The sequence below is a fragment of the Arthrobacter sp. P4_F10 genome (genome assembly GCF_056401435.1).
Genome location: NZ_JBFUJJ010000002.1, coordinates 67,754 through 92,100, shown reverse-complemented (window position 1 = coordinate 92,100; position 24,347 = coordinate 67,754). Strand labels below are relative to the sequence as shown.

The window sequence follows — 24,347 nt, the reverse complement described above, 5'->3', positions numbered from 1 at the left end:
AGTGAAGGAATCGGCCAAGAGCCACGCCACGTTTGTGACGGTCGCCGGGATCATCCGGCCAGTGATGAACCTGCTGATGAACAAGAAGTGGGAAGGCCTCGAAAAGCTGCCCGCCGGGGGCTTCATCGCCGCGCCCAACCACTGCACGGAGATCGACCCGCTGGTGGTGGGGCACATGCTCTATAACCAGAAACGGATGCCGCACTTCCTCGCCAAAGCCGGCCTCTTCAACGTGCCAGTGCTGGGCGCTGTCCTGCGGAACACCAAGCAGATCCCGGTGGAACGCTCGACGGCGGGAGCGAACCGTTCGCTGCAGCTGGCCAAGGAGATCGTGAACGAGGGCGGGGCGATCATCATCTACCCCGAGGGAACCCTCACCAGGGACCCGGCACTCTGGCCGATGAAGGGGCACACGGGTGCCGCGCGCATGGCGCTGGAGAGCGGTATTCCCGTGGTTCCCATCGCCCATTGGGGTGCCCAAGAGGTCTTCCCGCGGTATGCGAAGCGTTTCTACATCTTCCCCCGCAAGACCTCCCGCCTGGTGGTCGGGAATCCAGTGGACCTGAGCGCCTTTGCGGGCCGCCCGCTGGACAAAGCAACGCTCACGGCCGCCACGAATGTCATCATGGACGCCATTACCGGCCTCCTGGCGGAACTGCGCGGCGAACAGCCGCCCGCGCAGCGCTGGGACCCGGCGGCCCACAATCAGCCCACGCACGGCCGCATTGACCCGGACGTCACAGCGTGACGGCGGATTTTACGACGGCGACCGGCCGCGGATCCGAATCCGCCACCACCGTTGCCGTCCTAGGGGCTGGCTCCTGGGGTACCACCTTCGCCAAGGTCGTGGCCGACGCCGCCACGGCCTCCGGCGTCGAACGAACCATCCGCCTCTGGGGCCGGCGCCCGGAAGTCGTCGACCAGATCAATACCGAGCACCGCAATGAGCAGTACCTTAAGGGCATCACGCTGCCGTCCAGCATTACTGCATCCACCGACGTCGCCGAGGTCCTGGCCGGCGCCGAAGTCGTCATCCTGGCCGTTCCGGCGCAGACCCTGCGGCCGCAACTGAAGGCGTGGAAGGACATGCTGGCGCCCGGCGCCGTCGTGGTGTCCCTCATGAAGGGCCTCGAACTCCACACGGATGCGCGCATGAGCGAGGTCATTTGCGCGGAGCTTGACCTTCCGGCCAACCGTGTCGCCGTAGTCTCAGGCCCCAATCTGGCCATGGAGATCGCCCGGGAAGAGCCAACTGCGTCCGTGGTGGCCTGCACGGATCCGGTCACGGCCGGCTGGATTGCCCGCAGCTGCACCGCGCCCTACTTCCGCCCGTACACCACGAACGATGTTGTCGGCGTCGAAATCGGCGGGATCGTCAAGAACGTCATCGCCCTGGCCGTAGGAATCTGCGAGGGCAAGCAGATGGGGGACAACACCAAGGCCTCGGTCATCACCCGGGGCCTCGCGGAAACATCCCGGTTGACACTCGCCCTGGGCGGCGAAGCCCGGACCATGGCGGGACTCGCCGGCCTGGGTGATCTGGTGGCCACATGTTCCTCCCCGCTGTCCCGAAACCACACGGCAGGCAGGCTGCTCGGCAAGGGGCTGACCCTCGAGCAGGTCACTGCCGAAATGAAGCAAACGGCCGAAGGCATCAAGTCCAGCCAGGCGGTCCACGAACTTGCCGGAAAGCTCGGCGTCGACATGCCCATCACGGCAGCCGTCGTCGCTGTGCTGGGCGGTAAATTGTCCGTAGACGAACTGGGTCCGCTGCTGCTGTCCCGGGACCTGAAACCCGAAGGCGATTACTGAGAGTGTCAGAGAACAACATGACCACAGAAGGCCGTACGGGCCAGTCCAAACCCCGAGTGGCGGTGCTGTTCGGCGGCCGCTCCAGCGAGCATGCCGTGAGCTGCGTGACAGCAGCCGGTGTCATGGGCGCCATCGACAAGGACAAGTACGACGTCATCCCGATCGGGATCGCCAAGACCGGCCAGTGGGTTCTGGCCTCCGCCGAGACCAACGAGTGGTCACTCTCGGCGTCGTCGCTGCCCGAGGTGGCGCCGTCGGCTCAGACCGTGGCCCTGGCCGAGATCGGCGGCGAGCACCAGCTGATCGTCGCCTCCCCGAACACGGTCCCAGAGGAGCTCGGCGCCGTCGACGTCGTGTTCCCGCTGCTGCACGGGCCCTTCGGCGAAGACGGAACCATCCAGGGCCTCCTGGAACTGTCCGACACCCGCTACGTGGGTGCCGGCGTGCTGGCGTCCGCGGTCGGCATGGACAAGCACTTCATGAAGGTGGTCTTTGAAGCGGCCGGGCTCCACGTGGGACCCTACATCGCCGTCACCGACCGGCAGTGGCGCAACGATCCGGAGACCGTCCGCAAGCGCGTGGACCAGCTCGGCTTCCCCGTGTTCGTCAAGCCGGCCCGGGCAGGGTCCTCCATGGGCATCTCCAAGGTGGATTCCATCGAGGGCCTGGACGCCGCAATAGAGACCGCCCGCGAGCACGATCCCAAGCTGGTCATCGAGGCCGGCATCACGGGACGCGAAATTGAATGCGCCGTGTTGGAGGGCCGGGGGACCGATGCTCCCCGCACATCCATGCCCGGCGAGATTTCCGTCGCCGGCGGCGGGCACGAATTTTATGACTTCAACGCCAAATATGTGGACGACGCCGCCGCGCTCAGCTGCCCGGCCGACCTCCCCGAGGAAGCGATCACCCGGGTCCGGGAACTGGCGGCTGTCGCCTTCGACGCCGTCGGCGGTGAGGGACTGAGCCGGGTCGACTTCTTCTACACCCCTGATGGCGAACTGATTATCAACGAGATCAACACCATGCCCGGGTTTACGCCCAAGAGCATGTACCCGCAGATGTGGAAGGCCTCAGGGCTGGGCTATGCCGAGCTTATTGACGAGCTGATCCACCTCGCCCTGCACCGCAAGACCGGCCTGCGCTAGCTCTATTTGCTAGTCGGCAGGTTCTGCAGGTCCTCCTGGCCCACGCAGTTCCGGGTTGCTGGGATCTTCACCGCGGCGGAGGAGAGGTCTGCCAGCACGGTGGCCGAACTGATCTTGTCCGGATCCATCAGGATCTCCGTCGCCGGTTCCCGGCCGAACGTGGTCAGCGTCCACACGGGGCTGCCTTCCTTGATGACCCAGTCGACGCCGTTGACGCTGACGCAGCGGTCCGTTGTGGGTCCCGGAACGTTGACCCCGCAGCGAAGGATCACTGCGGACGGATCGCCCCAGGCCGCCGTGGCCTGGGCATTGGTCTTGCGCAGCTTGGCATCGCCGATTGCGTCCGGTAGGGCCAGCATCATAGGCGCGCAGGCCGCGTTCGCGGCATCCTTGGCGGGTGTTACGTCCACCACCGGGGAGCATGACGTCAAGGACAAGCCGGTTGCGGCGGCCGCCGCAACCAGGGCAATGCGGGCGGAAATACGGCGGCTGAACTGGAGCATTCATCCAGCTTAACCCGGTCCGCGTGGCGCTGCGGCCACAGTTTCCTGAGTGCGGGTAGCATCACAAATGAACAGCCTGACTCTTACCTTCGAGTAGACTGGGACCTCGTGCACCACTGGGGCTCTGCCGACAATGACGTTAGTGTTGGCCGCATAACGCACACCTGATTCAATCTCGCACTGTGGGGGAGGGACTGTCGATGACGTCGTGCAGCCGAAATAAATCCATACGCACCGGGCTGGGAGCTTTGCTCCTTGCCGCCTCAGTCGTGGCCACGGCGACAGCCGCTTACGCCGAGGAAACCGGGCCTACCGCCCCTGCAACGGTGGTGGTGACGCCCACTCCGGCGCCGACGCCCACCAAGACGGGCTCGACCAAGCCGCCGTCAACAGATACGCCGTCGCCTTCGCCGACCAAGCCCGCGGACGAGCCGTCGCCGGTACCGAGCGAGCCAGTGATCGTTCCTACGCCAGTGGTTCCGCCCGTGGTGCCGGCGGCTCCGCCCGTCGTGGCGCCTGCGCCCGTCATTGAAACGCCGCCTGTCGTTGCACCCGTCGCCCCGGCACCCGTCGTCCCGGCTCCTGTGCAGGAAGTCCCAGTGGAGACACCGACGCCCACCCCGACGCCGGCGCCGTCTACGGCTCCCGCCGTCATCGCCACCCCCACCAAACCTCCGGTGATGGTGAAACCTGAAGTCCAGGCTGCAGTAGCCGTCGCTACGGGCAGCCCCCTGGCCGTCCAGGCCATCACCGTGCTGGTCCTGCTGGGCATGGGCTTTGCCTACTTCCGGTTCATTGGATCGAAAAAGGCTACCGGCGTACCCCGGACCGGTAAGTCCTGACATCCATGCAGGATGAAGCCCTCGTGGAGTCGATTTCGCCTAAGTCCGTGAATGACAGCCTGCAGATCACGCTGATCACGCACTCCTACTGGCCCGAACAGAGTCCTCCACAGCGCCGCTGGACCGCCATGATCAAGGAGTTCTCCCACTCAGGTTGGGGCGTCGATGTCGTGACTCCGGTGGCGCACTACCCCTTCGGGCGGCGGGCACTCCCGCGCTGGATGGCTGGCAGGCCATTCCGGCAGCGCAACGGCCAGTTCACCGAAAAGATTCTTCACGTCCCCTACCTGCGCCACGGCAACTCCCGTGCCGCGCGGCTGCTTGACCAGTGCTTTTCGGCCTTTTTGTCGGTCCCCGCCGGAATGATGGTCCGCAAGCCCGACGTCGTTATTGTCACGGCCCCCGGCCTGCCCTCGCTTGCTGCCGGCTATGCCGTGGCAAAATTGCGCCGCGTCCCCCTGATCGTGGAAATGCGGGATGCCTGGCCGGACCTGGCCCGCGACGCCCGGCTCGTCCAAGGCAGTGTCAAGAGCGTTGTGGAGCACGTGGTGGACTTCGTCCAGCACCGGGCGGACCTTGTGGTTACAGTGACCGAAGGGTTCGCGGCGACGTTGCGCTCCCGCGGTGTCCGCAACGTGGCAACCGTCAGCAACGGCGTGAACCTTGACTCCATCCCGGTGGTTGGGCCCCCGGAACAGAAAAGGGACGTATTCGAGGCCTTGTATCTGGGGAACCACGGCGAGAGTCAGAAACTCGACGTCGCCATCCTCGCGAGTGCCCTGGTGGGGGAATCGATGCACCTGCACATGGTGGGCCACGGGACCCAGAGGCCGGCGCTGGAGAAGCTGGCACGTGAGCTGAAAGCTCCTGTCACGTTCCACCCGCCCCTGACCGGGGCCGCCATGCTGGAACGCTACTCGTCGGCGGACACCTGCATCGTCTCTTTGCGGGACGACTGGAAATCCTTCGAGACCACCGTGCCGTCCAAGACCTATGAGGTTCTGGCGATCGGCCGGCACATCACTGCCGTGGTGCGTGGCGAAGCCGCGAGAATCGTCTCGGACGCCGAGGCCGGCGACATCGTGGCAAGCAATCCCGAAGAGCTGGCCGCTTTGTGGCGCGAACTGGCTGCCGACCGCGGCCGCCTGGTCCGCAACGGCGACAGCCGCCAGTGGGTCAAAGCGCACGCCGAATACGAGCAGCTCGCCGGCCGCTATATGGAACTCATCACCGAACTGCTCGCGGAAACCCGCGAGAGCCGATGATGCAGCTGCTCAACAACGTCCGGCTGGCCCAGAGCGTGGTCCGCCAGCACCTGACTGATGATCCCGTCATCTTGTTCCTGCAGCTTTCGCGCAGGCTGCCCTCGGCCGTGCTTCCCCTCGCGAAGTGCCTCTGCCGCTGGGCCCCGAAAAACTCCACCTCGGCGGCCGTGATGTTCGCGGCACTCGCCGCCGGGGACGAGGCCGACGTCGAACGCCGGCTGCGCCTCGCTGCCGACGGACCCGTCGAGGGGGACCGGGCGCGCCGCCTGGCCGACGTCGCCCTCGCAGCGAACCTCCCGGCGGTGTCGGACGTCCTCCTTGCCAAGGCCGGCACGGCGCAGCATGTGAAGCAGGCCCGGGCGCGGCGTCTCTGGTACGACGGCGACGTCAGCGAAGCTGTTGCGGCACTCGACGGCTCTGGAGCTGCGGGACTGCGGCAACGCGCCCGTCTGGCGGCCGAGGCGGCGATCCTGACGAACGCATCGCCGTCGCTGGAGCGCCGCCCCTACGCACCGGTGCCCGGTCGGATCCTTCATCTGCTGACGAACTCGCTGCCCCACACAGCCAGCGGCTACGCCCAGCGCTCCCACTCCACCCTGCTGGCGCAACAGGAGGCCGGATGGGATGTGCTGGCGGTCACCAGGATGGGCTATCCCGTTCAGGTGGGGAAGCTCCTCGCGAAAACCATGGACACCGTGGACGGAATCCGTTACCAGCGGCTCCTGCCGGCCAAGATGGCACACACCATTGATGCCCGGCTGCAGCAGCAGGCGGAAGAACTGCTCGCCGTGGCCCTGGTGTTCAAGCCGAGCGTGCTGCACACCACCACGCATTACGTCAACGGTCTGGTGGTGCGGGCCGTGGCCGAGGCCCTCGGGATACCCTGGGTCTATGAGGTCCGCGGCCAACTGGCCGACACTTGGGCCTCCACCCGCGGGCCGGAGGCCCGCAACAGCGAGAAGTACCGGCTGTTTCAGAGCCGGGAAGCGGAGGTCATGCAGGATGCGGACCTCGTGCTGACCCTCGGGACGGCCATGAAGGCGAACATTGTTGCTGCCAGAATCCCCGAAAATAGGGTAATCATTGCCCCTAACGCTGTCGGCGGGAACTTCCTGTCCGAGCCCCTGGATAAGGCCAGCGCCCGGCGTGAGATCGGTCTCGCAGAAGACGGACAATTTATCGGCACAGTGAGCAGCTTGGTACCCTATGAAGGCATAGAGGACCTCCTCGCCGCGTTTTTGCTGCTGGCTGAGGACATGCCTCAGCTCCGTCTCCTGATTGTCGGAGACGGTTCGTCCATGCCTTCGCTGCAGATTCAGGCGCAGCGGAGCGGATATGCCGATCGCATTGTCTTTACGGGCCGCGTGCCCCGGAGTCAGACAGCCCTGTACCATCAAGCGCTGGATGTATTCGTTGTGCCGCGCAAGGACCTGGAGGTGACGCGTTCCGTGACACCGCTCAAGCCCGTGGAGGCCATGGCATCTGCCCGGCCGGTTGTTGCCAGCGACTTGCCTGCATTGGCGGAAATCGTCGAGGACCGCGTAACCGGCCGCCTTGCGACTGCCGGAGACCCTGCATCGTTCGCTGCAGCGGTCCGGGAACTGCTCTCGGATGCACCGCTGGCGGCAACGCTTGGCGCTGCCAGCCGGGGGCGAGTGCTGCGGGAGAGAACATGGGCCGCCAACGCGGTTGCCCTGGCAAGAGAGTTGGAAATGCTGGGAGTAACCATCAGATGAGCACCAAAGAACAGAGCCGGGCGGAAGAGACCAAGACGCCCACCGTCTCTGTGCCCGTAAACCTTGTCCGATTGAGCAAAGTGGGGCAGCGGCCCGACTTCCTGGACTATCTGGTCCAGCTATGGGACCGCCGGAGTTTCATCTTCTTCGACGCCCGCGCGCGGGTCCAGAGCGAGCACGACAAGACCCACCTGGGAACTGCCTGGCTGGTTCTGACGCCCTTACTGAGCGGACTCAGTTTCTACCTAATCTTTGGTTTGCTCTTAGGCACCAGCAAGGGCATTGACAATTTTGTCGGCTACCTGATCATTGGCGTCTTTACCTTCCAGATGACCACGCGGTCCGTCCTGGGCGGGGCTAAATCTCTGACCAGTAATACGTCCATGATCCGGGCCTTCCAGTTCCCCCGGGCGGCACTGCCCATTGCCCTCAACGTTCGGGAACTGATCTCCAACGTTCCCGTGACGATCGTCATGCTGCTCTTCATCATCTTCACGGCACCGGCCGAGGAGATCACGTGGCGGTGGCTCCTGATTGTCCCCGCGATCCTGCTTCAATTCTTATTTAATCTAGGGATCGGCATGTTGCTGGCACCGTTGATCCTGAAAATCCCGGACCTGAGCATGCTGATCTCTTTCGTTGTGCGCTTCTGGATGTATGCCTCGGCAGTCTTCTTTGCTGAGACCAGGTTCGACCAGTACCCCATCATGCGCACCATGATGGACGTCAACCCCGTGTTCCAGGTCATCAAGATCATTCGCGACTCGTTACTTTACGACACAACACCGACCTGGCGGGCGTGGGCCGTTTTGGGTCTCTGGGCGCTGGGATCGGTCGCCGCCGGACTGTTTGTCTTCTGGCGCGGAGAGGAAAGCTATGGACGTGTCTGACGTGACAATCGGCCACATCGCGGAGCCAACAGTGGTAGTAGACGACATTTCGGTCGTCTACCGGACCAAGAACCAGACTCCCGGGCGGACCAACGCCCGGACTTCGTTCCTCAAGAAACTTCGCACGCCGCGCCGTGGCGACAGCGTGGTACGCACCACGGCATTGAGCAAGATTTCCTTCGTGGCCAATCAGAGCGATTCAATTGGCGTCATTGGCCGCAACGGCTCAGGCAAGAGCACCCTCATGAAGGTTCTGGCCGGGCTGATCATCCCGGACTCCGGCACTGTCTATGCCGCGAGCAACCCCATCCTCCTGGGCGTCAACGCGGCCCTGATCAGCTCCATTTCGGGTGCCCAGAACATCCGGCTCGGCTGCCTTGCCATGGGCATGAGCCACGCAGAAATCGATGCCAAGTTCGATGACATTGTGGAGATGTCCGGGTTGGAGCACGAGGTCTACCACCCGATGAATTCCTATTCATCTGGCATGGGCGCGCGCCTCCGCTTCGCCATCGCCGCGGCAGTTGATCCCGAGATCCTGCTGATCGACGAAGCCCTCAACACCGGCGATGCCCAGTTCAAGGAGCGCTCCAAGAAGCGGATGGAGCACGTGACCAGCCAGGCCGGAACCGTGTTCGTGGTCAGCCACAGCCTTTCCACCATTACGTCCATGTGCAACCGCGCCCTTTGGATCGATAAGGGCGATTTCATCATGGACGGAACGCCCGACGAAGTTGCCAAGGAATACCGGAACTTCATCTGGCGCATCAACGAGGGCAACGCAGACTACGGCCGCAAGATCCGGGCTGAGCTGATGGCAAGCCTCCCCGAAATGCGCACCACCCTGCTTCCCAACGGCTGGAAGCGGTCCAGGTAGAGAATGAGTTTTCGAGACAAGACGGCCTACTGGCGCCGTGCGCTGTGGCACGCCCGCCAAGGCGGCATGGGACAGGTCAAGAGCTACCTGCACCGCAGCATGGCCGAGCGTGACGAGGCCAGCCTGGCCGGTGTCCGCGGCGCGGAAGGCGCCTGGCGCGGAATCGGACGCGGCCGCCACCTGATCTTCAGGGAAGCTGCTGTTGGAGTTGCGCAGCCGCGGAATCCGCAGCTGCGCGTGGGCATCATCATGGATGACTTTTCCGCGGCGGCGTTCGCCGCCGAGTGGACCGTCGTGGCGCTCAGGCCCGACGGCTGGGCGCGGCAGCTGCGCGACGAGGCGCTGGACTTCGTCGTCGTCGAATCCGCGTGGGCAGGCAACGCAGGGCTCTGGCGGGGCAAGATCACCGGCCCCGCCGGCCCTTCGGCGGTCTTCCGCGAGCTCGTTGACGGATGTCGGGTCTCCGGAGTCCCGGCGGTGTTCTGGAACAAGGAAGACCCGCCGCACTACGAGGACTTCCTGCCCGCCGCGAAACTGTTCGATCACGTCTTCACGACCGATGCCAACATGCTGCCCAGCTATCGGGAGGACCTGGGCCACAGCCGGATTTCCGTGCTGCCCTTCGCCGCGCAGCCCCGCATCCACAACCCGGCCCGGCCCCGGCACGGCTGGCACGCCCGCGAGATCGCCTTCGCCGGAATGTATTTTGCGCACAAATACGAGGACCGCCGGCGCCAGATGGAGTACCTGCTGGGTGCAGCCGTTGACGCGACCGCGGGCAAACGCCCCGGTTTTGAGATCTTTTCGCGGCAGCTGGGCAGGCAGCCGCAGTATCAGTTCCCCGGAATCCTCAAGAAGCACGTTGTGGGGTCTCTGTCCTACAAACAGATGCTGACCGCCTACAAGGCGTACAAGGTGTTCCTCAACGTCAACTCCGTCACGGACTCGCCGTCGATGTGCGCCCGGCGGATTTTCGAGATCACCGCGGCTGGCTCCTGCGTTGTCTCGACCCCCAGCGCGGCCATCACGGAGTTCTTCCCGGAGCGGGAAATCCCCACGGCGGACAATCGCGAAGACGCCGCGCACCTGCTGAGGGCACTGACCGCAAACCCGGACTATGCCCAGCGCCTCGTCCACAAGGCCCAGCGCAGAATCTGGGCGGAGCATACATTCAGCCACCGGGCACAGTCCATCGCCGCTGCGGCACGGCCCTCGCTGGCCGCCCCGGCACCCCGCGCCCAGATCTCTGTCCTCGTTTCAAGTTTCCGCCCGCAGCAACTCGAGCATGTCATTGCCGGGGTGGCCGCCCAGCAGGGCGTCGATGTCCAGCTCGTGTACCTGGCCCACGGTTTTGAAATAGACGAAGCCGCGTTCCGCCGCAAGTCCCAGCTGGCCGGCATCGCGGACACCGTGGTCCTGCATGAGCCGCAGCAAACGGTGCTCGGTGAGTGCCTCAACGCCGTCGTGGCGCGTGCCGACGGCCGGTTCGCCACCAAATGGGACGACGACGACATCTACAGCCCCCTGTACCTGGGCGACCAGGTCCACGCCATGATGTATTCCGAGGCCGAGGTGGTGGGAAAGCGGGCGCATTACATGCATCTGGCCGGAGCTGGTGCTACGATCCTGCGCAACCCGCAATTGGAACACCGTTACGTGGAAGCAGTCTCCGGACCTACAATTTTCGCCGCCACTGACACGTTCAGGCGCTTTCCGTTCCAGCAGCTGCAACGTGGAGAGGACTCGCGCTTCCTGACCGACATTGTCGAGTCGGGAGCCCGGATCTACTCGGCGGACCGTTTTAACTACTGCCAGATGCGCGGCGCCAACGTGTCGTCGCACACCTGGCCCATCACCAATGAAGAGCTTTTGGCTACTTCAAAGATTCAGTTCTTCGGTTCACCCGAAGACCATATTTTAGTTTAGGGAAACATGGACGAGACGATTTTTGATGTTGCCGTCATCGGACTTGGCTACATCGGCCTGCCCACCGCGGCCAGCTTTGCCGCCAAAGGCAAGCGCGTAGCCGGCGTCGATGTGAAGCAGTCGACCGTCGACGCCGTCAACCGGGGAGAGGTTCCCTTTGTGGAACCCGATATGGGTGTGGTGGTCTCAGGTGCGGTCAGCCTGGGCAACCTCGTCGCCATGTCCACCGTGCCTGTGGCCGACGCGTTCATCATTGCCGTGCCCACCCCGCTGGCGGAGGGCAACGGCGCCGACCTCTCCTACCTCCGCAGCGCCCTTGAGGCCCTCGCGCCCAAGCTCCGCGGCGGCGAACTCGTGGTCCTGGAATCGACGTCGCCTCCAGGCACCACCGAACGCCTCGGCACCTACCTCATGGAACTGCGGCCGGACCTGTCCCTCGAAGCGGGCCCCGGACTAAACCATGTCCACATTGTGCACTCGCCGGAGCGCGTTCTGCCGGGCCGGATCATGGTCGAAATGGTCACCAACGACCGCGTGATAGGAGGCCTCACCGAAGAGGGCGCCCAGCTGGCCAAGCGGCTGTACGAGGTGATCTGCCAGGGTGAAATCCTGCTCACGGATGCCACCACCGCTGAAATGACCAAGCTGGTGGAAAACACCTTCCGCGACGTCAACATCGCCTTCGCCAACGAGCTCTCACTGATTTGCGACAACTTGGGCATCGACGTCTGGAAGCTGATCGAGCTGGCGAACCATCACCCGCGCGTGAACGTTCTTCGCCCCGGCCCCGGCGTGGGCGGACACTGCATCGCGGTTGATCCCTGGTTCATCGTCGACGCCGTCCCGGAGCACTCCGCCCTGATCCGGACGGCCCGCGAAGTCAACGACTCCAAGCCGTACCACGTGGTCCGGCAGGCAGTGCAGACACTGGCCGACCAGCCGGGCGCCACCGTGGCTGTCCTCGGCCTGGCCTTCAAGGCCAACATCGACGATGTCCGCGAGTCGCCGTCGGTGACGATCGTCCAGGAACTCGTCCGGCAGCTGCCTGACAGCGCCATCCTGGTGGTTGACCCGAACGTCGAGGAACTCCCGACGGCGCTGGCAGCATCCGGCCTCACCAGGCTCCACGGCATGGAGGAAGCCGTCGCCGCGGCGGACCTCGTGATGCTCCTGGTGGACCACGATGAATTCCTGACCCTGGACCCCCTGTCCCTCGAAGGAAAACTCGTCATCGATACCAAGGGCATTTGGAACCAGCAGGAGCCCGCGGACGCCAGCCGGCCGCACACGCCCGTAGGGGCCAGCGTCGGTGGATAGGGGAAGCCACGCCGTGTCAGCGTCCATTGAGGAAGAGCTGCGCCATGCCGGCTTTGCACTCAAGGCCCTGCACACGCCGCGGCGCGAGACCCCGCTTGTCCGGATCCTGATCCGGACCGCGAAGGCTACGGATCTGGAAGTTGCTGGAACCGTCGCCTCGCTTTTCGGCTCTGCTTGCCAGGACTTCGCCGTCGACATTCTGGTCGAGGACGGCAGCCGGCCCAAGCTGGAAGACTGGCTCTCCACCGACCGCCGCTTTTCGTTTCTCCGGGCTGACGGACAACAGCTTGCCGAGTCCGCCTACACGCTGGTGCTCAGCGCCGGAACGGCCCTGGGCCTGCACTCACTGGAAGCCATGATCGACACCCTGCGCCAGACCCAGGCTATGGTCCTCAGGGCCCTGGTGGACGGGCAGCCGGGCGCAATCGAACTGTGGCAGACGGCGACCCTTCGGGAGCTGTCGGAAGCCGGCGACCCGGAGAAGTCCGCGCGCAGCGCCGGTGGCGAACGCTGGGTTTCCGGCAGCGCCCTGGGCCTGCACGATTTCCGGCGGCCCAAGCCCAAACTGCACCTGCGCAAGGGCGCCGCGGCAACCCTTGACCTGAATATCGTGGTCCGGGACCTGGCCGACAGCGCCACGCGCCTGGACTATGAGCAGAAGATCCGCCTGCTGGAGGCCCGTCTGAGGAAGTCCGAAATCGAGCGCCGCCGCCTGGAGCAGGGGCTTGCCCCGAACCGCGGCGTCTCGCGTGCCCGCGCTATTGCCCGCAAGGGCCCGGCCTATATCCTTGGCCGGCTCAAGGCCCGCACAGGCCGGGCGGGGAGCTAGCAGCATGCAGATCAAGAGCGTCGCGGTCGGCTCCGCAGACCACTCCATGGCGCAGCTGGCGTTGGACCTCGGGCTGGACTACGCCCGCACGGACTGGGAGCACCGCGATCCCCGGAGCGGGGCCGACTGGGATCATGCCCTTCCTGCTGATCAATTGTGGTGGGACAACTACGTTGTGCAGACGCAATCGCTCTCTGAGGCTCGGATGCTGCTTCCCTTGTTCCGCAGCGAGGGACGGGCGCAACGCTTCGTACTGGTCATCCGCGGGCTCTTCCCGGCCGCCGACCTGCCGGTCTGGACTCCGCGCAGCCTCCAGGTCAAGGCCGGCACATCCGCCATGACCGTGCCGGGGCTCGGTTTCGCAGTGGTGGTCGAAGGCGGCAAATGGGTGAATGTGCATGCTGCGGCCCTCGCCGCCTTGGGCTGCTGTTCGCCTGCCGCGCCGCGGCCGGTGCTGGGCGGACTGCGGGTCGGCATCACCGATCCCGCCGCCACCGCCTGGCTCGCCGGCGACGCACTCGGCAGCTTCATGACCGAAGAGCTCCTGCAGCCCGAGCCGGATGACATCTATTCCGTCGACGTGCTGATCGGACCCGGCGAGCTCACCCAGCAGCTCAGCGAGCAAGCCTCGGACCAGCCCTTACGTGTCACACCGCCGGTCTGGACTCCGCCGGGGACGGTACTGCCCCCTGTTGACACCGCCGTCGTGTCTCCCCTGGGATTCCTGCCGTACCCGGATAAGGCGACGCGGGCACTCCGGCCGATCGAGCTCGGCCGCCGGGGAGAGCTGAGCGAAGCCGATCTCGCGGCCCTCCGGGAGCACAACTACGTTGAGGTTGATGGAGACCTCTTTGGCGGCCTGGACTGGCAGCTGGCGCGGCGCCTGAGCCAGCTGGCCGTCGCGGGCGTGCCCCTCTTGACGACGGCGTTGCCTGCCCCCGTCCGGTCCCTGCTCGGCGAGCAGCTGGTGGACCGCATTCAGGCCTTCGACGCCGGCGACCCCCGGGTGCTGCGGGAATCGAAGTCGATCGAGCTTCGACGGACGGCCTTGGACCTCTACAGCCCGCGGGCCGTCTGGAACACTCTGCTGGGCCAGCTCGGCAAGCCGCTGCTTCCCGTGCCCTCCGTGAGCGTGGTGCTGGCCACCCGCCGGCCCGAGAAGCTGGTATCCGCCCTGGACCAGCTGGCACGCCAGAGCTGGGAGGCACTGGAAGTGGTGGTGGTGCTGCACGGGTTCGACACCGACCTGCCCGAGGTCCGGCGCGCCGTCGAGGCGTTTTCCGGCGAGCTGCAGGTGCGCACCGTTCCGGCCGACATGATTTTTGGCGACGTGCTGAACGCCGGCGTGCGCGCCGCCAGCGGCGATCTCGTCTGCAAGATGGACGACGATGACTGGTACGGCCCGCACCACCTGCGCGACCTCGTCCACRCCAAGGAATTCAGCGGCGCCACCCTGGTGGGCGCGCAGGTTGAGTTCGTTTACCTGGAGAGCCTGGACATCACCACGCGCAGGCCCCCACTCGGGGAGCAATATTCGGACCACGTCGCGGGCGGCACTATAATGCTCGGCAGGGATGAGCTGCGTCAGCTGGGAGGATGGCGGCCCGTCCATCGCGCCGTTGACCGCTGCCTCCTACAAGCAGTCCAGGCCTCCGGGGGACTCATCTACCGCTCCCACGGGCAGAATTACATGATGCACCGCCACTCCGGGGCGGATTCGCACGGCGGCCATACCTGGAATCCGGAAGACAGCATCTTCTTACAGAGTGTGGCCGAACAGTGGGACGGATTCCAGCCGCCGCCGCAGATCGACGCTGTTCCGAGCTCACCTTCCGGAGCGCGGCTGGGTTCCATGCGCAGCCACTTCGCCCGGGTGCCAGTTCCAGTCCCGGCTCAATCCGCACTTACTACTCACTCGCATACTTAGAAGGCTCAGGGAATGAAATTTCAACAAGCTCTCCGCAGAATTGCGCGGCTGTCCCCGAAGAAAAAGGTGGCCGCCGCCGCGTTCGCCGTCCTCCTTGCCTTGGTAGTGGTGGCTGCATACGCACGCAACCCGTGGCTCCTAGGCCTGCTGGTGCTGGTCTTCGCGGCCGCGCTGGCCGTCGGCGCGCTCTACGTGGACCGTCTGCTGAAGGCGTCCCGGCGGGCGGCGAAGCGGGCATCTGCCGCACTGGCAAAGCCCGCTCCGGTTCAGCAGGACACACGCCCCGGTGCCCTTGTCGAGTGGGGTGCACGCTCCCGCATCCCGGAGGCGCGGCTTGCCCAGCGCCTCACCAAGCTGCGTTCCGTTGACGGCCGCGATATCTTGGTCGCCACGGCAACCACCGGCCAATGGGGCTGGCGGGACATGGCCGTAGCCCTGGAAATGTACCGGATCGGGGGGAAGACCCGTCGCAGCGTAAAGCCCGTCCTGGACAAGACACCGCGCTCCGTGCTGCTGCACTTGGGCGACCTCTGCTTCCGGCAGAACATCCTCCAGGACGACATCCTCAACGCAGCCACGCTGTACAAGTACGTCTTTCAGCGACTCGGAGCCAAGCCGTTCCGGGAAAAGCGGCGCGGGGAGTTCTTCCTTGACGCCTTAGCCCGGACCGGGCAGGGGGAGGAAGTAATTCGGCTTCAGGGCCTCTACAAGGCCGACGAAATGAACTCCAACGACCTCCACCTCTACCGGGCCAACGCAGCCAACCCGTTCAAGGACAATTCAGTCGATGTCGACGAGTGGCTCGCCGAAATCAACGACATCTACCAGCTGGCGGGGCTGTCCCGGCTTTCGCTGGCCGAAGGTACCGCCCCGGCCTTCCTCCGCCTGCAGGCGGAAGCGCCGGCACCGGTCACGGACGGACCTCTCGTCAGCATTGTCATGCCCGTCTACAAGCCGGACGAGTACACGGATCTCGCGATTCAGTCGGCCGTCGACCAGAGCTACCGCAACATCGAAATCATCATCGTTGACGACGGTTCCGGCGGGGATGCGGCCGAACGGCTCAACAAATGGCCGGCAGTGGACGGGCGCATCAAGGTGGTGCTCAACGAGCCCAACGCAGGTGCCTACACGTCGCGCAATATTGGCTACTCCATGGCCCAGGGCGAGTTCATGACGATTTTCGACGGCGACGACTGGCAGCACCCGCAGAAGATCGCCCTCTTGGTCCGGGGGTCACAGGAGCAGACCGACGGAAGACTCGTGTCCGCTCCCTGGACGCGCGCGGACGAAGACCTTTTCTTCCACTACCGCGGATGGCGCGGAGCCTTCATCACGCCGGCCCACGTATCCACAATGTTCCACACTCCCACCATCCGGGAGCACTTGGGTCACTGGGATTCCGTCCGCAAAGCCGCCGACACGGAGTTCATTCTCCGCTACCAGGCCCTCGTCAATAGCGAGGAGCCCTTCGAGGTAAGCGAGGCGCCCTTGACGCTGTCCCTCGTCGGCGCCTCGAACCTTTCCATGGAAGATTTCCGCCTCGGCTACAGGTCGCCGGACCGCGTGTCCTACCGTGACTCTTACGAGCACTGGCACAAGAGGATCAAGGCGGGCGAACACTCCGGCTACCTGGACTTCCCGCTTGCCGAGCGGGTGTTCCCGGCACCGTCCCGGTTCCTGCCGGCGGGTGCGAAGCAGCAGGACCTGGAACTTGATATCCTGCTTGTCGGCGATTTCGGCGCTGATTCCCTCGTGGGCGTGCTGATGCTGGAACATCTGGCGTCTGCGGTCGGAAAGGGGCAGCGGGTTGGACTCATGCACTACCCGAGCATTCTTCACACGGCCGCCATCGACCGGTCATTCTCTGACGAGGTCATGGAGGCTTTCCATGACGGGCGTCTTGTCCGGGTGGAGGTTACGGACCGTGTGCAGTCTGCCGCGGTCAACGTCTACGATCCCACCGCGTTCCAGTACAGCCGCGAGTTGCGCAGCGGGCATGCGGCGGAACGAGTGTCTGTGTGGACAGACGAGCCGCCCTATAACTGGGAAACGGATGAACACAAGTACGAGGTCGGGACTGTGGAACGCAACCTGTTGGCCGTGTTTGGCGGCCCCATACGGTGGATTCCGCTCAATGAACGGACACTGCGGATCATCACGCAGTCCGGGCACGGACAAAAGTCCATCGGCGACCACGTGGCGCAGCCGGACACGCTGACAATTCCCGACACCCCGGCGGAGGAAGCTCCGCTGGCACTGACAGGCTCCAATGTGGGCGCTTTTGAAGCAGGAGAGGCTCCGTGAATTTGCAAAACACCACCCAGGAAACGGCTTGGGATGAGCGGAACAATGTAGAGATCCGCCGCATCGCCTCGGCCAGCGAGATTGACCACAATGCGGCGGAGCCGTATGAATTCGTGGTCCCGGCTGCTTCCGGCGGTCCGCTCGATATCGTGGCACTGTACGCGCCCAGAGTGTCGAAGACTCTGATCGTCACTTTCCACGGCTCACTGCAGCGGTCCAAGTACCAGCTCCCGCGCTTTGAATGGCGGAAGTCGCTGGCATCCATTGACGCCGCCCAGCTCTTTATCGCAGATTCCAGCCTGAACCTCAGCAGCAGCATTCCGCTGGCGTGGTACGTCGGCAATGAAGCACAGGACCTAACCTCGGACGTGGCAGAGCTGATCAAAGAGATTGCAGCGGTCGCAGGATACGAGCGAATCCTGCTGACCGGCTCCAGCGGCGGCGGCTTCGCATCATTGGCCATCTCCCGGCAGATCAGCGGTTCCCTGGCTGTTTGCTTCTCGCCGCAAACCCGAGTGGGGGACTACGAGCGGCAGGCCGTTCGGACCTTCTCCAGGGTCTGCTTTCCCGAGTTCGAGAGCTACGACAGCATGGAAGAGAACAACCGCATGCGGCTGGACCTTCGGCACCTCTACTCAAACACGCGGGACCGGAACTTCGTCTGGTATGTGCAGAACACCCTTGATGCCTCGCACTTCGAGAAGCACTACACCCCCTTCGCCGAAGCGCGCGGCGTGGATCCCGTCCTGGGCGGACTGGACGAATCCGGCCGCATTAACTTCGTGCCGCAGGAGCTTCAGGAAGGGCACGAACCGCCGTCCCGCGGACGCTTCCGCAGTAACGTCCAGGATGCGCACAAGGCGTTCTTCGGTGAGGAGCTCGGGGTCCTCGCCGACGACGGGAAATGAGATTCGCGTAGAAGCCCCGCAATAACCGTGGTCAGCGTCGATGAGGCCGGCTGACGACGGCTCGCTGTCCGGATCACGGGCGGCGAGTTGGAGCCAGATTGATGATGCTGCCGCCGGACGGCACGCCAGCTAAGTTTGCAACAGACTAAGGAAACGTGACTAATGAACGCCTCGAGCCAAGTCCTTGACCCCATTTCAGCCCGCAGCCTGCGGCTGATCAAAACGGAAGTGTTCGACGCCGAGTACTACGCCGCAGAGTGCGGGAGGGACTTCGTCTCGAAGACGGCGGCTGCACGTCACTTCGTTCAATATGGCATGAAGGCTGGACTTAGCTTCCATCCATTGTTTGATCTTGGGATGTTTCCGGCGCCCGTTCGGGACCGTTACAAGACCGGCGATGTCGAGTCCCTGCTGGCCTACCTGCGGAGCCCGGAGTCGCGCGAGCACCCGTGGTCTTGGCTTTTTGACCCCGCTGGACTCGACGAATCTGGCACAGCGGGTTCCGTGCTGCTGTCACGGTACCGTCCCGGTAAGGCACGAGCCCTGCCCGTTCCAGACAAGCTGCCCGGCTCAGCCCCGGCTTGGCCGGCAGTAAGGGCGATCGTTATTGCCCACGCCCTGACGGCCAAGACTTACGAGGTTGGCAAGAAACCGCTGCGCCTCCCTACGTGGTCCGAAGTGACGGAGAAGGAATGGCTTCAGAGCGTCAAACATGTACCTTTGGCGTCAAATGGGTCGGCACCGGTAGTGAGCATCGTCATGCCTGCTTGGAACCGGGAAACTGCGATTCTGGATGCCATCGAGTCGGTACGCCAGCAGAGCCTCAAGGCGTGGGAACTCATCGTAGTCGACGACGGCAGTACCGATGGGACGCGGGACGTCGTGCGCGCGTACGCACTTCTGGACAGCCGAATCCGCTTGATTGAGGCGGATCACCTGGGAGTCTGCGCAGCCCGAAACCGGGGTATCGAGGAGGCCCGGGGAGATTTCTTGGCCTTCCTGGATTCCGACAACACCTGGCGACCGGATTTTCTTAGGAACATGCATGCCGGGCTCATTGCCAGCGGCGGCCAGGCGGGCTACTCTGCCGTACGCATGCTGAACGGCCGGCTGGAATTCACCGGCCAACCCATCACGGCTGATCAACTCTTGGTGCGCAACTACGTGGATCTCAATGTTCTCGTGGTGCGGACGTCCTTTATCCGGGAGTTGGGCGGTTTCGACAACTCTCTGCGCCGCTGGGTTGACTATGACCTCGTCCTTCGGATTACCGAGACGACCAGCATCGAGTACTTCCCCTTTATCGGTTGCGATTACGTAGACGACGACAACGATGACAGAATCACCCGCAAGGAGTCCGGGAACTGGGAATACGCGGTACTGGGCAAGAACGTTCAAGGGCGGTTTGTTCCTGATTCTGTTCCGGAACGGGTGAGGGTTCCTTCCCTGTCGGTAATAATGCGCATCACGGAGAACATCGACCAGGCGATCCGGAATGTTCGCCGGATCCAGGAAACTGTCGACGCCGACTTGGTCGAACTGGTTGTGCTCGACGAGGTCCAGGGCTTCCGCACTTCGCTGCGCCTGCGGGCCGCTCTCGCTGGCCTGTCCGGCTTAAAATACATCAAGCTGCCGCGACGCTACACGGAAGCGATCGCCTACAACATTGGTTCCGTCCACGCTGACGGAGCGAACCTACTGTTCGCCAAGGAAAATGTCGAATTTCGCGCCGGTGCCCTAGACAAGCTCCTGGAACAGCTTGACCATCCATCCGTCGTTGCGGCACAGCCCCTGTTGACCGATCCCGCTGGAGTCGTCATCTCCGYTGGCGCTGTTGCGCACCGCAACAGCCTCGCCGTCCCCTTGTTCCGGGGCTTGAACATTGCCGATGCCCGGCGCCACGGCGGCAGGGTGGTTGACGAGTTGGCACCAGCCGCCTTTGTGGTGCGAAGGGAGGCGTTCGAACGGCTAGGACGATTCAATACGATCTTTGCCGGCGAAGCGGCAGTGACCGATTTTCTGCGGAGGCTCGGCAACTCCGGGGCAGGGGAGTTCGTCGTGGAGGGCGCAGCGGTCGCAGTAGACCATTCGGCGGATGCTTATGCGGAGCACCCTTCCTTGTCCGCCGCGGATGCGGATTGGCTGAGTGCATCCAAGGAGCCTGCGCGGCCGGTTGAAGCCCACTACCGTGACATTGGCCTGGACGTCGTTGCGTTCACTGCGCCACGAAACCCGAGGCTCCAGCCTGCGGCGCCGGTAGTCGTCAGGCAGACCTCCGGGTCGGATCCGGCGGAGCGTCTGCGATGGGCGATCAAGATCGGCGCTGAGTTCAGTGTCGGCGGAGACCGCTGGGGCGACGTTCCGTATGCGGCGKACCTTGCAGAGGCACTCACTGCCCGCGGCCAGGAGGTTGTGGTCGACAGGGCCGCAGCCCTCGCGCGGCCCTCCAATCACCTGGACGATGTTGTGGTGGTCATTCGCGGCCTGCACCGCTGCGATCCTCAGCCAGGAAAGACAAATATCCTGTGGGCGATCAGCCGGCCGGACTTGATTGCCAAAGAAGAACTCCTTGAGTTCGACCTCATTTTCGGGGCGTCCGGAATCTGGTGCGAGTATGTCCGCAGCGAGTGGGGGATCGAAGCCCATTACCTGCCTCAGGCCACGAATCCGAAGCGATTCCACCCGACGGCGGCGACTGAGGGAAGCCCCCAGTTCGACCTGACTTTCGTGGGGGGCCCGCGAAAACCAATTGGGCGCAAGATCGTCGCCGATTGTGTTGGCCTTGGCCAAAATGTCAGTGTGTGGGGCCCCCGGTGGGAGCAGTTCATCCCGGCAGAATTGGTGGTGGCCGATTTCATCGACAACGATGACCTTGCTGCTGTCTACAACTCGTCCACAATTGTCCTCAACGATCATTTTGAAGACATGGCAAGGTGGGGCTTCGCCAACAACCGCCTCTACGATGCCGTGGCCTCCGGTGCGAGGGTGATCAGTGACGACGTGGACGGTATCGACGAGATCTTCAAGGGCGCCGTCCGGACATATGCTTCGCTCGAGCAGCTTGCCGAAATTCTGGCTGATCCGAGCGGCTTCCCCGATGATTCGGAGATGGCTGCTATCAGCCAGATGATCCGCGACGAACACAACTTTGACAAGCGTGCCGAGACCCTGCTGGAGGCAGCCCGGGCGCACCGGAAATCAGTGTCGGATGGTGCCGACAACGACAGCACGCCTGCCCTGTAGATACGACTGTTCGCCAAGGCAACGGGAACCAACTGAGAGACCCGCACATGAATAACAGCACATCGCCGCTTACCCACGTCTTTATTTCCCAAGCTCACTTGGTAAGTTACGGCGGTTCGGAAATGGTCACTTTGGAGCTCGCGGAGCATTTTGCTGCTGCGGGCTCCAAGGTAACCATCGGAACATGGAGCGCTGGCAGGCCGGTACTGTCGCATTTGACCGACCGCGCCAATATTTCCTACTTCGACATCGACGACGACCAGCTTTCAAAGGTGCTAGAGAGCGATCCGCCGCAACTGGCATGGATCCATCACCAGATCGTCCCTCAGTGGCTCCTCCAGAATCCGGGCGTGACGGCGTTTGTGTTCAATCACATGTCGTCTGCCCACCCTCTGGAATCGTCGTGGTCAGCAGTCGTGGAGGCCAAGCTTGCGGGCTTGCACGTCTACAACTCTGCAGAGACCTTGGAGGCGCATCTCGCAGACGGGGCGGCAGAGGCGTTTGACCCGGCCCGGATGAAGGTATTTGCCAACCCCGCCCCTGATGCCTTCGGATCGGCGGGCAAGCCGAGCCGGGGCAGGAAGCAGTTGATCGGCGTCGTTTCTAACCATGTCCCTGGCGAGCTGGGTAAGGTGCTGGAAGACCCGCCGGCCGGAGTGGATTTTTTGCCCATTGGCAGTGGCGATGTGGCCAACTCGGTCGCCGCCCGCGTCACGCCCGAGACGCTTGCTGCGCTGGACGGGGTGGTGACAATTGGCAAGACGGTACAGTACGCGATGCTGGCCGGTGTGCCGGTATATTGCTACGACAAATTCGGTGGCCCTGGCTGGCTGGATGCTGAAAACTTTGCCGTGGCGGAATTCCATAACTTTTCGGGCAGGGGCTTCGCAGTCAAGAGTCCGGAAGATATCGCAACCGAACTGGCCAGCGGCATTGAAGCAGCGACCGACTTTGCGGTCGAGTTGAAGTCCGGGGACCTGTCGAGATTCACGCTGTCGACTGCTCTTCAGGAAGTGTTGTTGACATTGGACGAACGCCCGGCGGCGCCTTCGACGCTGGAAGGAGCAGAGGCGAGTGCGCATTCGCGGCAGCAGAACCTGGTCGGACACTACGTGCGGAACTGGCTCCGGGCAACCCAACGACTTGCCGGAAGCCAGAAGTAAGCCCTGGGGCAGCACGAGAGGACTTACGTCTTTCGCGACGGTAACCGAAGACCCCGGCAGACTGAATCTGCCGGGGTCTTCGGTTATGCCGCTAGCTCGTGCCTGGGATCCTCGGTGGCCGTACCAGGAACCGCTCGATTGACTGCGCGATGACATAGTCAGGACGGACGTCCCGCACGTAGTCCATGTCGACGGTGTTTTCCCACTTCAGGTGGTATTCGCTGAAGAGACGGGCGAACCACCAGCTCAACCGGGTTGGGCTCGTCACGCTACCGAAGAATGAGTTGCCAAAGACAACCACCTTTTTCTTGATCGGCGCGCTCTCGTTAGTCCAGACGTTGTGCGAGCCGACGAAATTTCCCGGACTATGAGAGAACGCGAGTTCGATTTCTGGATCACCCAGTGTTCCAGGGGCAGGAATTTGCTGCTTGTCCCAGAGCGGGATATCGAAGAACTTCGGCGCCAGATCGCCGTTGCGGTATATGGTTCCCGTCAGTTCGACTCCGTCAAGAATGGCTGGATCGCAGCCGGGGAGCCGATCCAGAAGTGCACGTGCCATTGCCAACGTGCCGGCCGGGGAACAATGAGTGTCGTTCCGCTGCCAAGCTCCGATATCACCCGACCAGCCCTCGAACATGCTCAGGAAACTCACGTAGTTGGGCTCATTCGCCATGAGTTCATCGAGGCGACGGTACAGCGGGGTCGGGCCAGTTATTGCCAGCGGGGCGAGGTGCCGCAGGGCCGTCAACTTCTCGGGTATGACGACCTGAAGGAACGGGATTCCCAGATCGTCCAGCACCTCGCTGTTGGTGCGGATCGCCGAGGCCCACATAGTGGCCCTTTTTTCCAGCAGGGCCTCCTCCGCCGCGTCTTCGGGCGCCCTGTACTGGTCTCGCAGCGCGTTGCTGCCGCCCGTCAGGAATAGGTGGCCGTCCTTGCCAATCTGTCCGACGTCGTCACTGGACCGCAACCCGACCGGAAATCCAAGGTAGGAGAGTTCGCCTGCCTCCGACGACTCCCTCACTTCCGCGAAGTGCTTTGAGAGCTTGAGTTCGTTGACTTCGAGGGCATCAAGTATCACCTCGCGCGCACCCCTGACGTTGGCGGCCGAGGCCCGGACGAAATCTGCCAGCATCTGGTGGTAGGCGCTGCCACCCAGCGGAATGAAACTCCTCACGCCGTCGGCCACCGCAGCTACTTGGTGAGCCTTCGCCAGGACGTTCTGACTCTGGACAGGTGTCTCGAGAGTCAGGGTGAAGGACTTGTTGGCCAGCCCCAGAGCGGAACGGACGTCCGCGCGTTCGGCACCGAAGACAGCTTTTCCAACCTGTTCGCCGTCGAGATCGAGCCAGAGATCCGGGTCTTCACCGCCCTCTCCTACTTGAACCCAGCCAGTGAGCGACCGCTTGTTCGGTGAGATTGAATCGACGTAGCCTTTGAGCATTTTTCCCTCATCACTGTTTTCTGGACTCGATTCTTCCACACCAAGGGCGCGCTACTCGCCGGGTGTCGCGGGCCGTGGTCGAGGCCAGTGTGCCTTCAGATGCTGGGCCTCCAGGGCCTTCCCGGCTGTCCCCGCCGGGAGCGTACGCAGCATGTCCGCCGCCAGCGTAGGATATGCGATGAGATCACGCCGACACTCTGATGGGTCAAT

General features: G+C 63.7%; 19 protein-coding genes. 16 read left to right on the top strand and 3 right to left on the bottom strand.

Going from position 1 to position 24,347, the window contains the following annotated elements:
- The first annotated feature begins 1 nt into the window (after position 1).
- The 3 genes from AC1DR1_RS03325 to AC1DR1_RS03315 are packed head-to-tail and all read left to right on the top strand — an operon-like array spanning position 2 to position 2,960.
- Positions 2 to 748 (top strand): lysophospholipid acyltransferase family protein, encoded by a 747-nt coding sequence (locus AC1DR1_RS03325; protein WP_229992713.1) that lies wholly within the window; start codon positions 2 to 4, stop codon positions 746 to 748.
- Complete coding sequence (locus AC1DR1_RS03320; RefSeq protein ID WP_229992712.1) at positions 745 to 1,812, top strand: NAD(P)H-dependent glycerol-3-phosphate dehydrogenase; 1,068 nt, start codon at positions 745 to 747, stop codon at positions 1,810 to 1,812. The genes AC1DR1_RS03325 and AC1DR1_RS03320 overlap by 4 nt, the downstream gene beginning before the upstream one ends.
- A gap of 17 nt (positions 1,813 to 1,829) precedes the next feature.
- The gene (locus AC1DR1_RS03315; RefSeq protein WP_414645557.1) at positions 1,830 to 2,960 is read left to right on the top strand and encodes a D-alanine--D-alanine ligase family protein; all 1,131 of its coding nucleotides are present in this window, start codon (positions 1,830 to 1,832) and stop codon (positions 2,958 to 2,960) included.
- A 2-nt stretch (positions 2,961 to 2,962) separates the two neighbouring features.
- Here the strand turns inward: AC1DR1_RS03315 and AC1DR1_RS03310 are convergent, their stop codons facing one another.
- Both AC1DR1_RS03310 and AC1DR1_RS03305 read right to left on the bottom strand, forming a co-directional pair.
- Positions 2,963 to 3,463: a DUF3515 family protein gene (locus AC1DR1_RS03310; protein ID WP_229992710.1), complete on the bottom strand. Its 501-nt coding sequence runs from the start codon at positions 3,461 to 3,463 to the stop codon at positions 2,963 to 2,965.
- Positions 3,464 to 3,752: 289 nt separating this feature from the next.
- Positions 3,753 to 3,992 carry a hypothetical protein gene (locus AC1DR1_RS03305; protein ID WP_229992709.1) on the bottom strand — a complete coding sequence of 80 codons (240 nt, stop codon included), beginning with the start codon at positions 3,990 to 3,992 and terminating at the stop codon, positions 3,753 to 3,755.
- Between the two features lie 70 nt (positions 3,993 to 4,062).
- Between AC1DR1_RS03305 and AC1DR1_RS03300 the strand changes: the two genes are divergently transcribed.
- The 13 genes from AC1DR1_RS03300 (at position 4,063) to AC1DR1_RS03240 (ending at position 22,693) form a co-directional block, all read left to right on the top strand.
- A complete protein-coding gene (locus AC1DR1_RS03300; protein ID WP_229992708.1) occupies positions 4,063 to 4,305 on the top strand; it encodes a hypothetical protein in 243 nt (80 codons plus the stop codon).
- Between the two features lie 5 nt (positions 4,306 to 4,310).
- The gene (locus tag AC1DR1_RS03295) at positions 4,311 to 5,570 is read left to right on the top strand and encodes a glycosyltransferase family 4 protein (RefSeq protein ID WP_229992707.1); all 1,260 of its coding nucleotides are present in this window, start codon (positions 4,311 to 4,313) and stop codon (positions 5,568 to 5,570) included.
- A complete protein-coding gene (locus tag AC1DR1_RS03290) occupies positions 5,570 to 7,306 on the top strand; it encodes a glycosyltransferase family 4 protein (RefSeq protein ID WP_476992177.1) in 1,737 nt (578 codons plus the stop codon). The genes AC1DR1_RS03295 and AC1DR1_RS03290 overlap by 1 nt, the downstream gene beginning before the upstream one ends.
- Positions 7,303 to 8,196, top strand: coding sequence for an ABC transporter permease (locus tag AC1DR1_RS03285; protein WP_476966680.1), 894 nt, complete (start codon positions 7,303 to 7,305; stop codon positions 8,194 to 8,196). Before AC1DR1_RS03290 ends, AC1DR1_RS03285 begins: the two co-directional genes overlap by 4 nt.
- Complete coding sequence (locus AC1DR1_RS03280) at positions 8,183 to 9,073, top strand: ABC transporter ATP-binding protein (RefSeq protein WP_476966679.1); 891 nt, start codon at positions 8,183 to 8,185, stop codon at positions 9,071 to 9,073. Before AC1DR1_RS03285 ends, AC1DR1_RS03280 begins: the two co-directional genes overlap by 14 nt.
- A 3-nt stretch (positions 9,074 to 9,076) precedes the next feature.
- On the top strand, positions 9,077 to 10,999 hold the full coding sequence (locus tag AC1DR1_RS03275; protein ID WP_476966678.1) for a glycosyltransferase family protein: 1,923 nt from the start codon (positions 9,077 to 9,079) through the stop codon (positions 10,997 to 10,999).
- 6 nt (positions 11,000 to 11,005) lie between these two features.
- Positions 11,006 to 12,316, top strand: coding sequence for a UDP-N-acetyl-D-mannosamine dehydrogenase (wecC, locus tag AC1DR1_RS03270; protein ID WP_476966677.1), 1,311 nt, complete (start codon positions 11,006 to 11,008; stop codon positions 12,314 to 12,316).
- A 13-nt stretch (positions 12,317 to 12,329) separates the two neighbouring features.
- Positions 12,330 to 13,145 (top strand): hypothetical protein, encoded by an 816-nt coding sequence (locus AC1DR1_RS03265; protein ID WP_476992176.1) that lies wholly within the window; start codon positions 12,330 to 12,332, stop codon positions 13,143 to 13,145.
- A gap of 4 nt (positions 13,146 to 13,149) precedes the next feature.
- Complete coding sequence (locus tag AC1DR1_RS03260) at positions 13,150 to 15,072, top strand: glycosyltransferase family 2 protein (RefSeq protein ID WP_476992175.1); 1,923 nt, start codon at positions 13,150 to 13,152, stop codon at positions 15,070 to 15,072.
- Between the two features lie 12 nt (positions 15,073 to 15,084).
- Positions 15,085 to 17,379 (top strand): glycosyltransferase family 2 protein, encoded by a 2,295-nt coding sequence (locus tag AC1DR1_RS03255; RefSeq protein WP_229992700.1) that lies wholly within the window; start codon positions 15,085 to 15,087, stop codon positions 17,377 to 17,379.
- Positions 17,376 to 18,287 carry a hypothetical protein gene (locus AC1DR1_RS03250; RefSeq protein ID WP_364748003.1) on the top strand — a complete coding sequence of 304 codons (912 nt, stop codon included), beginning with the start codon at positions 17,376 to 17,378 and terminating at the stop codon, positions 18,285 to 18,287. Before AC1DR1_RS03255 ends, AC1DR1_RS03250 begins: the two co-directional genes overlap by 4 nt.
- 162 nt (positions 18,288 to 18,449) lie before the next feature.
- Positions 18,450 to 21,530, top strand: a complete 3,081-nt coding sequence (locus AC1DR1_RS03245; protein WP_476992174.1) for a glycosyltransferase — start codon at positions 18,450 to 18,452, stop codon at positions 21,528 to 21,530.
- A gap of 47 nt (positions 21,531 to 21,577) precedes the next feature.
- Positions 21,578 to 22,693: a hypothetical protein gene (locus AC1DR1_RS03240; RefSeq protein WP_476992173.1), complete on the top strand. Its 1,116-nt coding sequence runs from the start codon at positions 21,578 to 21,580 to the stop codon at positions 22,691 to 22,693.
- A 91-nt stretch (positions 22,694 to 22,784) separates the two neighbouring features.
- On the opposite strand, the gene AC1DR1_RS03235 is transcribed toward AC1DR1_RS03240, so the two are convergent.
- Positions 22,785 to 24,137: an alginate O-acetyltransferase AlgX-related protein gene (locus AC1DR1_RS03235; RefSeq protein WP_229992696.1), complete on the bottom strand. Its 1,353-nt coding sequence runs from the start codon at positions 24,135 to 24,137 to the stop codon at positions 22,785 to 22,787.
- Between the last annotated feature and the right edge of the window lie 210 nt (positions 24,138 to 24,347).